The sequence below is a fragment of the Brevundimonas sp. DW-iso22 genome (genome assembly GCF_058725425.1).
In genome coordinates, this window is the sequence record NZ_JBZXEB010000006.1 from 212,091 (window position 1) to 226,546 (window position 14,456).

Consider the following 14,456-nt stretch of genomic DNA (forward strand, 5'->3'; position numbering starts at 1 on the left):
GGACACCATGCGCACTTCGATCGGCTTCAGAACACGGCTTCTCTGTGCGGCGGCAGGACTGACCTTTGCCGGGCTGGCAAACACTGCTGCTGCGCAGGACGCACCGGACGCGACAGAACTGGATGAGATCGTCGTCACCGCCCAGTTGCGGGCTCAGGATCCGATCGAGGTGCCCTTCGCCCTGACCGCCTATACGGGCGACTTCCTGGAAAAACTGGGCGTTCAGGAGTTCGATCAGCTGTCGGCCTTCGTGCCCGGCTTCCTGGTGCAGAACCAGTCGCCCAACAACCCCGGTTTCGTGATGCGCGGCATCACCTCCGATTCGGGCGCTTCGACCGCCGAGCCTCGCGTGTCGGTGTTTCAGGATGGGGTGTCCATTTCGAAATCGCGCGGCTCCTACGTCGAGCTGTTTGATCTGGAGCGGGTCGAGATCGCCAAAGGTCCGCAGTCAACCCTGTACGGCCGTGGGGCTTTGATCGGTGCCGTCAACATCGTCCAGAACCGTGCGCGTCCAGGCGTGTTCGACGCTGCCGCTTCTCTGGAGGTCGGCGATTATGCCTATGGGCGCTACGACGGCATGATCAATGTGCCGCTGGGCGATGACGCGGCCCTGCGTTTTGCGACCCGCCTGAAAAGCCGGGACGGTTCGGTCGAGAACCTGCTGGGCGGCGAGGACTACAACAGCATCGAAACCGAAGCCTTCCGCCTGTCGGGTGCTTGGCATCCATCCGAGGCCCTGCGCATCGACTTTATCGCCAACTATCAGCAGGACGAGGCGTCGGGCACATCGTTCAAGTCCAACTTCTACCTGCCGTCTGATCCGACGACGGGAGCGGTGCTGGGCAGCTCGGAACCTTGGGAGGGCGCGGCCCTGACGCCGTTCGCCAACTTCGACGGCGGCAAGACCCTCGGCCTGGACCGCGATGTCTGGGGCGTGACCGGCCTGGTTCGCTGGGATTTGACTCCGTCGATCAGCCTGAATTCGACCACCGCCTATCGCGAGTTCAACTCTTATGAGACGTTCGACGCTGACGGCCTGTCGTTGCCGCTGCTGACGGCGGCCGAGGATGCGCAGGGCGAACAGTGGAGCCAGGAGTTCCGCTTGGCCTATGACGATGGCGGGCGTTTCAGCGGCTTCATCGGCGCAGGCTGGTTCCGCGAGGAAGGCTTCCAGCGCACGCCGACCCAGTTCGACGAGCGTATGGCCCTGGCTCAGCTTGGCGGCCTTTTGGACGGGTCGCCGACGGCGGCGGGCCGCAACACCCTGCCGTCGGCGGCCTATTCGACCGTGGCGGCAGGTTTCCTGACCGCCGCCCTGACGCCATTGGGGGCCGGGGCTCTCGCCGCGCCGATCGCGGCCAATCTGAAATCGGGCCACATTGAAACCCCGATCAACAGCGCCGAGCTGACCTCCTACGACATCTTCGCCGACGTGACGTTCAAGGCGACCGAGCGGCTCGAGTTTGCGGCAGGTCTGCGCTACACGACCGACGACAAGACCACCGGCTATGCCAGCTCGGTCGCCAATGGCCGTTCGATCGCGGGCGGCCTGCTGGCCATCCTTAGCGGTGCCGTGCCGCCCGCGCAGGTGCCAGGACTACTGGCCGGCCTTGCCAACCCTAATGCCGTGAACCTGCCCGCCAACGTCTTGCCCCTGTTCGGCCTGACGTCGCAGCCGACGGCGAACAACGGCGATTTCGTCTATCAGGATCTGGAGGACGACGGTTTTACCTGGCGTCTGACGGCTCGCTACGCCCTGTCCGATGACGCCAGCGTCTATGCCAACTATGCGCGCGGTCGCCGTCCCCAGGTGCTGAGCGTCAGCGGACCGTCCGCACCGCTGGGTGCCCCCACCTTCAACGTCATCGACGCCGAGACGGTCGACAGCTTCGAGGTCGGGGCCAAAACCGCCCTGATGGATCGTCGCCTGCGTCTGGAAGGCGCGATCTTCCACTACGCCTACGAAAACTTCCAGACCACGATCCAGAACGGGACCACCTTCATCACCACCAATGCGGGCGAAGCTACCTCCTACGGCTTCGAGGGGCAGACTACGTATGAGGTCTCCGACGCCTTCGACGTCTTTGCCACCTATGCCTACAACCATTCGCGTTTCGAGGCGGGCATCTTCGACGGCAATCGTTTCCGCCTGTCGCCGGACCACAAGGCGTCGATCGGTGCGACCTGGCGGGTGACGGCCGGGGATGGGCGGATCGAGGTCCAGCCGACCTATACCTGGCAGTCCAAGACCTTTTTCGACGACAACAACGACCTGCCTTCATTGCAGACCCGCAACTTTGTGGCCGACCTGGTTCAGGACGAGTTTCAGGACAGCTATGGCCTGCTGAACCTGCGCATCCGCTATGCGCCGAACTCGGGCAACTGGGGTGTGGAAGCGTTCGGGGACAACATCCTGGACGAGGAATACATCAAGGATGCGGGCAATACGGGCGACGCCTTGGGCCTGCCGACCTTCATCGCAGGGCGCGGGGCCAGCTACGGCGTCGGCTTCACGGTCCGGTATTGAGGACATGACCATGAACATGGATCGCCGCAGTCTTCTGGGTCTGATCGGGGGCGGGGCCGTGGCCCTGCCCACCAATCAGGCGGGGGCACAGTCGCCCGGCACGGTCGCCTTCCTGCACGGCGTGGCCAGCGGCGATCCGGACCGGCACTCTGCCGTATTCTGGACGCGCGTGACGCCGTCCGATGCCAACTCTGGCGATATCGAGGTGCGGCTGGAGGTGGCGCGAGACGAGGCCTTTGTCGACATCGTGCGGACCTCGAACGGTTTGCTTGCGCGAGCCGAGCGGGACTTCACCGTCAAGCACGACCTGGACGGCCAGGGGCTGGAGCCGGGGCAGCGGTATTTCTACCGCTTCGTGGCGGGGGATGTCGTTTCGCCCGTCGGTCGGGTCAGGACCCTCCCGGAGGGCGCGACGCCGGACCTGAGCCTGGCGGTCGTCTCCTGTCAGCTCTATCCGGGCGGGCTGTTCAACGCCTATGACGCCATTGCGAAGCTGGAGCGGCTGGATGCCGTCGTCCATCTGGGCGACTACATCTATGAATATGGGGCCGAGGCTGACGACTATGGCATGGTCACGGGCGCGGCCCTGAACCGGCTGCCGCAGCCGCCGCACGAGATCGTCAGCCTGGAGGACTATCGGCTGCGTCACGCCCAATACAAGTCCGATCCGGACCTACAGGCGGCGCATGTGCGGGCCCCGTTCATCTGCGTCTGGGATGACCATGAGGTGACCAACGACAGCTGGGTCTCCGGGGCCGAGAACCATCAGCCGGAGACCGAGGGCGACTATGCCACCCGCAAGGCGACGGCGCTGAGGGCCTATTACGAATGGATGCCCATTCGGGAGGCGGCTCCGGGTGCCTTGCGCGAGGCGATCAACCGGACCTTCCATTTCGGCAATCTGGCCAGCCTGATGATGGTCGAGACGCGGCTGTCGGGGCGCAGCGAGCAGCTTACCTATGAAAAGGACCTGACCTTCTCGGCCGGGCCGGACGGCCAGCCTGCCCCGGACGTGGCGGCATTCCGGACACGGCTGGCGGATCCGTCGCGAGATCTGCTGGATGCGCCGCAACGCGACTGGCTGGGCAGCGAACTGGCCGCATCGAAGGCGGCGGGTCGGCCTTGGCAGGTGCTGGGCAATCAGGTGGTCACCGCCCGCGTGGCCGGACCCAATCTGTCCCAGATGGCGAGCCCGCAGCAGATCGCGACCATGATCGGCAGCCTGCCCGAGGCGGTGCGGCCCCAGGTGGCCCAGCTGATCGAACTGTTCAAATCGGGCTTGCCGTTCAACCTCGATGCCTGGGACGGCTATCCGGTCGGGCGCGAGCGTCTGTACCAGACGTTCAAGGCGGCGGGCGTGACCCCGGTGGTTCTCGCCGGCGATAGCCACGCCTTCTGGGTCAACGACCTGAAGGACGATGCCGGAGAGCGACGGGCGGTCGAGTTCGGCACCAGCGCCATCTCCAGCCCCTCGCCGGGCGACTTTCTGGGGGCCTTCCCGCTGGGCATGGCCTTGACCCAGGCCAATCCGGAGGTCGAGTTCTGCGACCAGAAGGCCAAGGGGTTCGTGCTGCTGAAGTTCACGCCCGAGGCTTTGACGGCGGAACTGCACACGGTTTCGACCATCCTGGCCAAGCCGTACGAGGCGCGGGTCCTGGCGACGTATCGGGTGGCACAGGCAGACGGTGGTTTGGGTCCGCTGGAGAAGCAGGGCTAGAGCCCGCACGCTCGCCAGAGGCGGGCGGATGTGGCATGGGGCGCACCCCATGACCGAACCGTCCGCCCCATTTCGCGTCGCTGCCCTGTACCGCTTTGCGCCCGTCGCGGACTGCGCCGCCGTGCGCGACCGGCTGAAGGCGCTGTGCGGGAGCGAGGTCCGCGGCATCCTGCTAGTGGCGGCTGAGGGGATCAATGGGACGATCGCGGGGCCGTACGCAGCCGTAGAGGCGGTGATCGACGGCATCCGGGCCATGCCAGGGTTCGGCGAACTGGACGTGAAATACTCGACCGCCGCCACGCCGCCGTTCCTGCGGCTGAAGGTGAAGATTAAGGCCGAGATCGTGACCATGGGCCAGGTCGGGCTGGACCCCGTGCGCCAGGCCGGGACCTATGTGGCCCCCGAGGACTGGAACGCCCTGATCGCCGATCCGGACACCGTCGTGATCGACACACGCAACGACTATGAGGGCGCGATCGGGGCCTTTGCCGGGGCCGTCCAGCCCAACACCCGCAGCTTTCGAGAGTTCGCCGACTGGTTCGAGCGCGAGGGCCGCGCCCTGCTGGATCGGCCCCATCCGCCGCGCGTGGCCATGTATTGCACCGGCGGCATCCGCTGCGAGAAGTCGACGGCCTATCTGAAGGCCAACGGGGTGCAAGACGTGCACCATCTGGAGGGTGGCATCCTGCGCTATCTGGAAACGGTACCCGAGGATCAGAGCCTGTGGTCGGGCGAATGCTTCGTGTTCGACGAGCGGGTCGCGGTGGGTCACGGCGTGACCCCCGGTACCCACAGCCTGTGCCGGGGTTGCCGCATGCCGGTCAGCGAAGTCGACCGCGCCTCGCCGCACTATGTCGAAGGCATCTGCTGCCCCCGCTGCCACGCCGAGCGCTCTGAGATTCAGAAGGCTCGTTATGCCGAGCGCAAGCGCCAGATGCAGATCGCCGAGGCTAAGGGCGTGGCCCATATCGGCGAGGTGGTGGGAACGGGCCGAAGCTCTAATCCCGCCGAGTGAGGCCTTCGACGGTCAGTCGGCCTTGTCGGAGGACTGGCCCGGCGCGGTCTTGAAGGTGTCGCCGACGACCGTGGCATCTGGCCCGTCTGGCCCGGCGGCCTTACGCGACTTCAACCCGGTCCGGCGCACCGCCTCGTCCGAGGTGGCGGGATCCGGCTTGCCGCCCGGCGAGGCGGCGTTGTTCTGGCGTCCCTGAGTCTGTTTATCGGCCATGGTCCTGATCCCTGAATGAGTGCTCCAGAGCCAACAGGGCTGGGGCGAACCGGTTCCCGGAAGGCGGCACCCGCCACGACGATCCGGCTGAGACAGGGTCCAGAAGGGTTGGTGTCTCCCCAAAAAAAGGGGTGCCCTTTTCAGTTTTGAAACGCGGAGTGTCAGCCGGGTGTGAGGCGGGGTCGAGGCCCCATTGAGGCCCGCGTTCCGATGATGATGACGATGTGAAAGACCCCTGCGCGGCGCGTATCGCCGCCGATACCGCTGGGACTGACAAGGGGAGGGTGCGGGGTGATCGCAAGAGTGCTGGAGTTAGAAAGTCGAGGGTCGAGAGTCTCCATTCCAGGGTCGGGAGGGGTGCAAGGATTGGGGTCGGAAAGGCACCATGAACCGACCCCCTCCTGCCGCCCGGTTCAGATGGTCGGGATGGTGCCTCCGTCGATCACATACTCCGCACCGTGAATGGCGGAGGCCCGCGTCGAGGCGAGGAAGACGATCAGTTCGGCGACCTCCTCGGGTCTGGCGGCGCGGCCCAGCGGTATGCCGCCCAGCCCGTCTAGGACGGTCTGCCGGGCCTCTTCCACCGACCCTCCGGTCTCGGCCGCAATGCGTTGGAGCAAGGCATCGGCTGCCTCGGTCGCGATCCAGCCGGGCGACACCACATTGACCCGAACGCCCTTCGGCCCAAGCTCCTTGGACAGCGCCTTGCTGTAGGTGGTCAGGGCCGCCTTGGCCGCCGCATAGGCGATGGTGGACTCCGGCAGCGGCAGGGCGCGCTGGATGGAGGCGACATGGATGATAGCCCCATGTCCCCGCGCGATCATCTGGGGTGCCAGCAGTCGATCCAGACGGATGGCAGGCATCAGGTTCAGATCCAGCTCCGTGCGCCAATGATCCTCGCTCAGGGCCGCGAAACCGCCCGCGGGAGACGACGAGCCGCCGACGACATGCGCCACGATGTCGATCCCGCCCAAACGGGTCATCGCCGCCTCGGCCAGGGTCTCGCACCCGTCCAGCGTCAGGAGGTCGGTCTTGACGAATTCGGCCGCGTTCGACGTAGGGGAAGGCTCCCGCGCAGCAGTGATGACGCGGGCCCCGCCGGCCAGGAAGCGGTCCACGGTCGCCCGGCCCGCGCCCTTGGTGCCAGCCGTGACCAAAACCCTCTGTCCCTCGAACTCCGTCGGATCAGGGGGCGCGGTCACAGCGTGATCCTCAGCGCGCGGATGACATCGCCATCCAGGGTGAAGCGAAAGGTGAACCGCAGCGGGCTGCCCTTGAAGTCACCGGCCGTAGGTCCCTCGACGACAACGTGGTCGCCCTCATGATGCAGGGTGTCAGGGGTGAAGATCGCCCTGCTGGCGATCGTTTCCTGCTGGATCCACGCCCGGATCTCGGCATGGCCGACGTGACGATGCCGGTCGTCTTCCACGACGGCGTCAGGGGCGAAGGGCTGGACCATGCCCTCAAGGTCGAGGCGCGCATTGGCCGCGACATAGTCGGCGATGGGTCTGGGCAGGTCGGGGATCATCGGGCGCTCCGGCATGGCTGTTGTGTCCCGACCAAACTGGAAATAAGCTGATGAGATGACAAGTACGGACGAAAAAGTAAGGTACTCACCCGAAGGTAAGCGGGTGGATTACACCCCGCAGACGGCCGCCTCGAGCGCCCAGAATGTGATCCGGATTCTGGAGGGACGGTGGAAGCTGGTCATCCTGTTCCAGCTGTTCGGGGCGAACGTCCGGCGCTTCTCGGAATTGGAACGGGCCATTCCCGGCGTGTCGCAGAAGATGCTGATCCAGCAGCTTCGACAGCTGGAGGTGGACGGTGTCGTCGCGCGTATCGTCCACCCGCAGGTACCGCCCAAGGTCGAGTACCACCTGACGGAATGGGGCCAGACCCTGTGTCCTGTGCTGGACAAGCTGTTGAACTGGGCCGAGGCGGCGCCTGACGCGGTCAGGCAGCGGCTGATCGATGCCGATCAACAGGCACAGGCGGTATCATAGACTGCCTCTCTGGATCGGTGGCGCCTTCGCTCCTCCACCGCGTTGAGACGGTTGGGACCGGACGGAGGCGGCGGGATGCGCGGTGAACTGAAGACCTATCAGGCCAAGCGGAAGTTCGGCGAGACGCCGGAGCCGAAGGGCAAGAAGGCCGCTCGCGCGAAGGCGGGGCGGACCTATCTGATCCAGCGCCATGCGGCGACGCGGCTGCACTATGATTTCCGCATCGAGGCGGACGGGGTGCTCAAGTCCTGGGCCGTGACCAAGGCTCCATCGCGGGACACCTCGGTCAAGCGGCTGGCCGTCGAGGTGGAGGATCATCCGCTGGACTATGGCGGGTTCGAGGGCACCATTCCGGACGGCAACTACGGGGCCGGGACAGTGCAGATGTGGGACACCGGTATTTGGGAGCCGCAGGAGCCGGATCTGGAGGCGGCCTGGGCCAGGGGCCAGATCAAGATGGTCCTGCACGGCGAGCGGCTGAAAGGGAAATGGGCGCTGATCCGGCTGAAGAGCGACCGAGGCAAGCCGTCCAAACGGAACAACTGGCTGCTGCTCAAGGAAAAGGACGAGCATGCGGTGGCGGGCGAGGGCGATGCCCTGGCCGAGATCGACGCCTCGGTGACGACGGGGCGATCGCTGGCGGAGATTGCCGAGGGCAAGGCACAGTGGACGTCTTCGAAGCCGACGGGCCGCAAGGGCCCTGCGAAGCCCAAGCCGTCGAAGGCCGCGACAAGCGGCGCGACCAAGCCGCCATCGTTCGTGCCGATCCAGCTGTGCAAGGTGGTTGACCATCCGCCGGGGGCCAAGGGCTGGGCGCATGAGATCAAGTTTGACGGCTATCGGCTTCAGGTCGGGATCGGCGGAGGCAAGGCGATCTTGCGGACCCGCAAGGGTCTGGACTGGAGCGACAGGTTTCCGGACCTGGCGACCGATGCGGCGGGGTGGCCCGATGCGGTGATCGACGGGGAGCTGTGCGCCCTGGACGACGATCACATGCCGGACTTCTCGGCCCTGCAGGCGGCGATCTCGGACGGGAAGACGGGTGGCCTGACCTACTTCGCCTTTGACCTGTTGTTCGAGGGTGGGGAGGATTTGCGCAAGCTGCCACTGTCGCATCGCAAGGCGCGTTTGCAGGCCTATGTCGACCGGGTAGGCAAGACTGCCGGACCGCGGCTCCGCTATGTCGAGCATTTCGCCTCGACCGGCCAGGCGGTGCTGGAAAGCGCCTGCCGGATGGATCTGGAAGGGGTGATCTCCAAGAAGCTGGACGCCCCCTATAATGCCGGGCGGTCGAGCAGCTGGGTGAAGTCCAAATGCCGGGGACGTGACGAGGTCGTCATCGGCGGCTGGTCGTCGGAAGGCGGGACGCGGTTCCGATCGCTTCTGGTCGGGGTGAAGGACAAGGGCGGACTGCGTTACCTTGGCCGGGTCGGCACCGGCTATGGTGAGGCGGTGACGAAGGCGCTGGTGCCTGCCTTGAAGGCGGTGTCGGCGGACAAGAGCCCCTTCAGCGGCGCAGGCGCGCCCAAGGCGGCGAAGGATATTCACTGGGTCAAGCCGGTTCTGGTCGCCGAGGTCGAGCACGGCGGCTACACCGAGAGCGGCTCCTTGCGCCAGGCGGCGTTCAGGGGGCTGCGCGAGGACAAGACCGCCGCCGAGGTGACGGAGGCCCCGCAGGCCCCCGCCAGCACACTGGGCAAGGCGCCCGATACAGCGGCCACACCGACGACGGAGAAGGTGACAACGACAGTCAAGGCCGCGCCCAAGGCGGGCAGGGGCAAGGTCATCGTGGCGGGCGTGACGATCTCCAGCCCGGACAAGGTGCTGTGGCCTGCGGTCAGCGACAGGCCGGCGATCACCAAGGCGGACCTGGCGCGCTATTACGAGGCGGCGGCCGAGCGCATCCTGCCCCACGTCGGCGACCGTCCCACTTCGATCATCCGCGCGCCCGACGGGATTTCCGGCGAGAGCTTCTTCCAGCGTCACGCCATGGCGGGGTCCAATCCCCGGCTGAAGCTGATCGACGTCAAGGCGCGCACACCCTATGTCGCCGCCGTCGATGTCGGGGGGCTGGTGGCGATCGGACAATCGGGCGGGCTGGAGCTGCATCCGTGGGGCTGTGCGCCGGGCCAGCCGGAAGTGCCGGACCAAGTAACCTTCGACCTGGACCCCGACGAGGGGCTGGACTTCGGCGACGTGATCGCCGCGTCCAAGGTGGTGAAGGCGAAGCTGGAGGCGCTGGGGCTCAAGCCGTTCGTGAAGACCACCGGCGGCAAGGGCCTGCACGTCGTGGTGCCGATCAAGTCGGACGCCCGCAGCCGCGTGACCTGGGATCAGAACAAGGCCTTCGCCAAGGCGGTGTCCGAGGCTATCAGGATCGACGCCCCCGACCGCTTCACCACCACCTTGGCCAAGAAGGCACGGGGCGGAAAGATCTTCATCGACTATCTGAGGAACGGCCGGATGGCGACGGCGGTGGCCCCATGGTCGCCGCGCGCCAGACCGGGAGCGGGCATTGCCTATCCCCTGTCCTGGGGTCAGGTCCGGGCCGGGCTGGACCCGTCGGCCTTCAATCTGTGGACCTACGAGGGCCTGCTGAAGAAGGCCGATCCGTGGAAGGGCTTCAGGGAAGAGGCTAAAAGCCTGAGGCCGGCCCTGAAGCGGATGAGCATCGATTGAGGCGTCAACGCAGTCGTTCGACCAGATAGTCGATGAAGACACGGACACGAGCCGGCATATTGGTCCCGCCTACAAAGACGGCGTGGATGGGCTCACGATCTCCCGGATTGAAGGCCTCCAGAAGCGGCACCAGCCGACCGGACGCCACGTCGGCGACCACATTGAACGCTCCTACCCGGGCGATGCCGACGCCCTGAAGCGCCAGCTGGACCAGGGTCTCGCCGTTGTTGGCTTCGATATTGCCCTGCACGGCCAGGGCGCGCGCCTGACCGCTCTCGATAAAGGGCCAGACAGGTTCGGCGCGTCGGAAGTTGAAATTCAGACAGTTGTGGTCATGCAGATCGTCGGGCGTCAGCGGCGTGCCCCGTGTGGCCAGATAGGCAGGGGAGGCCACCACCATGCGACCGGTTTCGCCGATACGGCGGGCAGTCAGCGGGCTGTCGGCAAGCGGCCCGAAGCGAATCGCCACATCGGCCTGGCCGGCGGCGACATCCACGACCGCATCGGTCAGATTGATGTCCACCAGAATGCCGGGGTACCGCGCAACGAATTCACCCAGAAGGGGCACGATACAGAGCCGGCCGTGACCCAGGGCGGCACTGACCCGAACGCGCCCGCGCGGCGCGCCCTGATCCGAGATCGCCTGTTCGGCATCGTTCAGGTCGGCGAGGATCCGCCTTGCTGCCGAAAGATAGCTCTGGCCCTCCGCTGTCAGGGCCAGGCTGCGGGTGGTGCGCAGGATCAGGCGGACGCCCAGGCGGGACTCGATGCGGGCGATGGTGCGGCTGACCGCCGAGGGAGTCAGATCGAGAGTGCGGGCGGCAGCAGAGAAGCTGCCGGTGTCGGCAACAATGGCGAAAATCTCCAGCTCGCCGGTGCGGTCGGTCTCTCCATGCCTCATCTTTGCGTCCAGATCACAGATGTTGGTCCCTGAGGCCATCTAGTAGCGATCAGGTCTTCATTCCATCTGGTGGTGACAAAATTCCTCTCCGCAGAGCCTCTCATGAAACTCAATCCTCCTCTCCTGGCACTGGCGGTCGGTGCCTTCGGCATCGGCGTGACAGAGTTTGCGCCGATGGGTCTTCTGCCGGTCATGGCCGGGGATCTCGGCGTCTCGATTCCGGCGGCAGGGCTGTTGGTCAGCGCCTACGCCTTCGGGGTGCTGATCGGCGCTCCGCTCATGACATTGACGACGGGCAGGGTCGCGCGAAGGACGCTGCTGGTCGGGCTGATGGGTATCTTCACCCTGGGGAATCTGTTGTCGGCCATCGCACCGGACTACTGGACACTGATGGCGGCGCGGGTCCTGACCTCCTTCAACCATGGGGCCTTCTTCGGCGTCGGTGCCATCGTGGCAGCCAGTGTCGTGGCTCCGAACCGGCGGGCGGGGGCCGTCGCAGCCATGTTCATGGGCCTGACCCTTGCCAATGTGACCGGCGTGCCGCTGGCGGCGTGGGCTGGCGATGTGCTGGGCTGGCGGGCGTCCTTCTGGGGGATCGCGGGACTGGGCGCACTGGCCATGATCGCCCTGGCGCTGACCCTGCCCAAGGGCGCGGTCGCGGCCACCACCGACGGCGGGTCCATGAAGGCCGAACTGGCGGTGTTGAGGCGGGGACCCGTCCTGGCGGCCCTGGCCCTGACGGTGCTGGGTTCCAGCGCGATGTTCACGGTCTTCACCTACATCGCCCCCATCCTGACAGAGAAGACCCAGGCGACGACGGCCTTCGTGACCGCCATGCTGGTTGTCTACGGACTGGGTCTGACGCTCGGCAACTGGCTGGGCGGCAGATTTGCGGACAAGTCGGTGGATCGAACCCTGGTGGTGACCCTGGTCGCACTCGCGGTGCTGTTGATCGCCTTCGCCGCCCTGATGCCGTGGGCGTTTGTCGCGGCACCCCTGATCTTCCTGTGGGGTGTCGCCAGCTTCGCCCTAGTCCCGCCGCTGCAGATGCGCGTGATGGCTGCGGCCTCCGACGCGCCCAACCTGGCCTCGGCGATGAACATCGGGGCCTTCAACCTGGGCAACGCTATCGGCGCGGCCCTGGGCGGTGCCGTGATCAGCGCAGGTCTGGGCTATCCAGCTGTCGCATTGTCGGGTGCCGCCATGGCGATATCCGGACTTGCACTGATCCTGCTGCTGATGCGGCGCGAGACGCGGGCCGTGCCGGTCGTCGAGGCCTGCTGAAGCCGATCAGGCGGCGGTCTTTTTGCGGGCCGCCGTCTTCTTGGATGGAGACTTCCCGGCGGGCGTCTTTTTCGGAGCGGCCTTCCGGGTCCCGGTGGCCGATCCCTTGAGGCTGTTCTTCAGGGCCGCCATCAGGTCGATGACATTGGTGTCGTCGGGCTCGGCAACATCCACCGTGCCCTTGCCGCCCTTGGTCTTGGCCGCGATCATGTCGCGCAGGGCGTCGTCGTAGCGGTCATTGAAGTCCGAGGCGTCGAAGTCGGCCTCCTTCTGGCCGATGATTCGGGCGGCGATCTCGACCATGTCGGCATCGGCCTTCACCGTCGGGATGTCGTCGAAATAGTCGGCGGCGTCGCGCACCTCGTCATGAGCGCGCAATGTATAGGCCACCAGCCCCTTGCCCCGCACCTCCAGCGCCAGCTGACGCTCCTTGCCGCGCAGCACCAGACAACCCAGGGCGACCTTGCCCTGCTTCTTCATCGCGTCGCGGATGACGGCGAAGGCCTCGACGCCTGCGCCCTTTTCCGGAACGACGAAGAAGGGCGAGTCCCAGAACAGCCGGTCGATGTCGGCCTCGTCCACGAACTTGTCGATGGAGATGGTCTTGGTGCTCTCCAGCTTCACCTTGTCGAAGTCCGCATCGTCGAACAGGACGTATTCATCTTTCGATACCTCATAGCCGCGCACCAGATCGGACCGCTCGACCGGGCCGGTGTCGGGATCGGTCGGCACCATGCGGATACGGTTGTTGGTCTCGGGATTGATCAGGTGAAAGCGCACGTCATTGGTGCTGGTCGTCGCCGTGAATAAAGCCACCGGACAGGTGACCAGCGACAGCTTCAAATGTCCCTGCCAGGTGGGTCGCGCGGCCATGTCATCTCTCCCGTAAGCCTCCTAAATGCGGGCAGGAGGCAAAGGGTTCTGTCCGCATGGCGGAAGCGGTGGGATTCGAACCCACGGACGGCTCTCACCGTCGCTGGTTTTCAAGACCAGTGCCTTAAACCACTCGGCCACACTTCCTGATCGACGGCGAGCCTGTGAGGCTGGAGTGCCGTGCGGACCGGCGACATAGCGCAGAAGGATGCGTTAACCAAAGCGGAAATCTGTTCCCCGATAATGACCGCCTGAGTGTGATGCAGGAGCGGCGCGGTGACGGCGAGGATTGCGAAAGGTCTGGTCGTGGCGGCGGTGATGTCGCTGCTGGCGGCGTGCGCCAGCGGGGCGACCTCAGGCGGGATTGGTGGCGGTCGGCTGGCCGATGCGGGGCGTATGCCGGTGGTGACCGATCCGGCACCGATCGTGTCGGGGACCATGCGCCCTTATCAGATCCGGGGGCGGTGGTACCGGCCCGAGGAGCAGCCGAACTATGACGAGACGGGGCTGGCGTCCTGGTACGGGGCGCAGTTCAACGGGCGGCCGACGGCCACCGGCGAACGGTTCGACATGCATGCGCTGACGGCGGCTCACAAGACCCTGCCTCTGCCCGGGCTGGTAGAGGTGACGAACCTGGCCAATGGCAAGCGCATCGTGGTGCGGGTCAATGATCGCGGTCCGTTCGCGGAAGGGCGGATCATCGACCTGTCGCGCGGGGCGGCCGAAGCGCTGGACCTGTTGCAGCGGGGCGTGGGCGAGGTGCGGGTACGCTATCTGGGCCGGGCCCCGCGCGAGGGTGGCGGCACGACGATGCAATATGCGGCGGCCGAGCCGGTGGCGGCGGCTCCGACGGCCTTGCGCGGGCCGGTGCCCTATCTGTCGGTGGCAGACGGGCAGGGGGCGGTGGCTGCGGTGCCGACGCCGGTACTTGAGCCTGTGCGTCCTGAGGCTCCGGCCCCTGTCGTAAGCGCTCCGAGCCTGCCCATGGTGGGCGCGGGCCAGTGGGTTCAGGCCGGGGCCTGGGCCGATGCGCGGGCGGCGCGGCGAGCGGCGGAGACCCTGGGCGGTAGCGCCCGGGTCGATCAGGATGCGGGCGGGGCCTGGCGGGTGTTGGTGGGGCCCTGGCCGGATGCCAGCGCGGCGGAACGGTCGCGGCGGGCGGTCATATCGCGCGGCTATCCCGACGCCCTGTTGATATCGACGCAGTAAAGCTTGCGAAGACGCCCGGCGTCGCCATTGTGCGC

At 66.2% G+C, this 14,456-nt stretch carries 12 protein-coding genes and 1 tRNA gene; 7 read left to right on the forward strand and 6 right to left on the reverse strand.

The window, feature by feature from the left end; genetic code table 11:
• Positions 1-7 precede the first annotated feature (7 nt).
• From AC4PRM_RS11670 to trhO, 3 genes are read left to right on the forward strand one after another with little or no spacing between them, the layout of a single operon-like run.
• Entirely contained in the window at positions 8-2,527 is a 2,520-nt protein-coding gene (locus AC4PRM_RS11670; protein ID WP_492039970.1) for a TonB-dependent receptor, read from the forward strand.
• A 10-nt stretch (positions 2,528-2,537) separates the two neighbouring features.
• Positions 2,538-4,244: an alkaline phosphatase D family protein gene (locus tag AC4PRM_RS11675; RefSeq protein ID WP_492039971.1), complete on the forward strand. Its 1,707-nt coding sequence runs from the start codon at positions 2,538-2,540 to the stop codon at positions 4,242-4,244.
• A 49-nt stretch (positions 4,245-4,293) separates the two neighbouring features.
• Positions 4,294-5,259: an oxygen-dependent tRNA uridine(34) hydroxylase TrhO gene (gene trhO, locus AC4PRM_RS11680; protein WP_492039972.1), complete on the forward strand. Its 966-nt coding sequence runs from the start codon at positions 4,294-4,296 to the stop codon at positions 5,257-5,259.
• A 12-nt stretch (positions 5,260-5,271) separates the two neighbouring features.
• Here the strand turns inward: trhO and AC4PRM_RS11685 are convergent, their stop codons facing one another.
• The 3 genes from AC4PRM_RS11685 to AC4PRM_RS11695 form a co-directional block, all read right to left on the reverse strand.
• Positions 5,272-5,472, reverse strand: a complete 201-nt coding sequence (locus AC4PRM_RS11685) for a hypothetical protein (protein WP_492039973.1) — start codon at positions 5,470-5,472, stop codon at positions 5,272-5,274.
• A gap of 413 nt (positions 5,473-5,885) precedes the next feature.
• On the reverse strand, positions 5,886-6,674 hold the full coding sequence (locus AC4PRM_RS11690; RefSeq protein WP_492039974.1) for an SDR family oxidoreductase: 789 nt from the start codon (positions 6,672-6,674) through the stop codon (positions 5,886-5,888).
• Complete coding sequence (locus AC4PRM_RS11695) at positions 6,671-7,000, reverse strand: nuclear transport factor 2 family protein (protein WP_492039975.1); 330 nt, start codon at positions 6,998-7,000, stop codon at positions 6,671-6,673. The genes AC4PRM_RS11690 and AC4PRM_RS11695 overlap by 4 nt, the downstream gene beginning before the upstream one ends.
• Before the next feature lie 55 nt (positions 7,001-7,055).
• Here AC4PRM_RS11695 and AC4PRM_RS11700 point away from each other — a divergent pair, with 55 nt between their 5' ends.
• Complete coding sequence (locus AC4PRM_RS11700) at positions 7,056-7,475, forward strand: winged helix-turn-helix transcriptional regulator (protein WP_492039976.1); 420 nt, start codon at positions 7,056-7,058, stop codon at positions 7,473-7,475.
• Between the two features lie 75 nt (positions 7,476-7,550).
• Positions 7,551-10,154: a DNA ligase D gene (ligD, locus tag AC4PRM_RS11705; RefSeq protein ID WP_492039977.1), complete on the forward strand. Its 2,604-nt coding sequence runs from the start codon at positions 7,551-7,553 to the stop codon at positions 10,152-10,154.
• Positions 10,155-10,158: 4 nt separating this feature from the next.
• Here the strand turns inward: ligD and AC4PRM_RS11710 are convergent, their stop codons facing one another.
• A complete protein-coding gene (locus AC4PRM_RS11710; RefSeq protein WP_492039978.1) occupies positions 10,159-11,094 on the reverse strand; it encodes a LysR family transcriptional regulator in 936 nt (311 codons plus the stop codon).
• Positions 11,095-11,157: 63 nt separating this feature from the next.
• On the opposite strand from AC4PRM_RS11710, the gene AC4PRM_RS11715 reads away from it, so the two are divergent.
• A complete protein-coding gene (locus AC4PRM_RS11715) occupies positions 11,158-12,339 on the forward strand; it encodes an MFS transporter (protein WP_492039979.1) in 1,182 nt (393 codons plus the stop codon).
• A 6-nt stretch (positions 12,340-12,345) separates the two neighbouring features.
• Here the strand turns inward: AC4PRM_RS11715 and ku are convergent, their stop codons facing one another.
• Both ku and AC4PRM_RS11725 read right to left on the reverse strand, forming a co-directional pair.
• Positions 12,346-13,212 carry a non-homologous end joining protein Ku gene (ku, locus tag AC4PRM_RS11720; RefSeq protein ID WP_492039980.1) on the reverse strand — a complete coding sequence of 289 codons (867 nt, stop codon included), beginning with the start codon at positions 13,210-13,212 and terminating at the stop codon, positions 12,346-12,348.
• 57 nt (positions 13,213-13,269) lie between these two features.
• Positions 13,270-13,359, reverse strand: a tRNA-Ser gene (locus tag AC4PRM_RS11725).
• Positions 13,360-13,488: 129 nt separating this feature from the next.
• Here AC4PRM_RS11725 and AC4PRM_RS11730 point away from each other — a divergent pair.
• A complete protein-coding gene (locus tag AC4PRM_RS11730; RefSeq protein WP_492039981.1) occupies positions 13,489-14,421 on the forward strand; it encodes a septal ring lytic transglycosylase RlpA family protein in 933 nt (310 codons plus the stop codon).
• Positions 14,422-14,456: the final 35 nt, after the last annotated feature.

What these genes read in the sequence shown, in the direction of transcription:
- AC4PRM_RS11670 (WP_492039970.1), top strand. Translation starts at nt 8, where the DNA reads ATGCGCACTTCGATCGGCTTCAGAACACGGCTTCTCTGTGCGGCGGCA.
- AC4PRM_RS11675 (WP_492039971.1), top strand. Translation starts at nt 2,538, where the DNA reads ATGAACATGGATCGCCGCAGTCTTCTGGGTCTGATCGGGGGCGGGGCC.
- trhO (WP_492039972.1), top strand. Translation starts at nt 4,294, where the DNA reads ATGACCGAACCGTCCGCCCCATTTCGCGTCGCTGCCCTGTACCGCTTT.
- AC4PRM_RS11685 (WP_492039973.1), bottom strand. Translation starts at nt 5,472, where the DNA reads ATGGCCGATAAACAGACTCAGGGACGCCAGAACAACGCCGCCTCGCCG.
- AC4PRM_RS11695 (WP_492039975.1), bottom strand. Translation starts at nt 7,000, where the DNA reads ATGATCCCCGACCTGCCCAGACCCATCGCCGACTATGTCGCGGCCAAT.
- AC4PRM_RS11700 (WP_492039976.1), top strand. Translation starts at nt 7,056, where the DNA reads ATGACAAGTACGGACGAAAAAGTAAGGTACTCACCCGAAGGTAAGCGG.
- ligD (WP_492039977.1), top strand. Translation starts at nt 7,551, where the DNA reads ATGCGCGGTGAACTGAAGACCTATCAGGCCAAGCGGAAGTTCGGCGAG.
- AC4PRM_RS11710 (WP_492039978.1), bottom strand. Translation starts at nt 11,094, where the DNA reads ATGGCCTCAGGGACCAACATCTGTGATCTGGACGCAAAGATGAGGCAT.
- AC4PRM_RS11715 (WP_492039979.1), top strand. Translation starts at nt 11,158, where the DNA reads ATGAAACTCAATCCTCCTCTCCTGGCACTGGCGGTCGGTGCCTTCGGC.
- ku (WP_492039980.1), bottom strand. Translation starts at nt 13,212, where the DNA reads ATGGCCGCGCGACCCACCTGGCAGGGACATTTGAAGCTGTCGCTGGTC.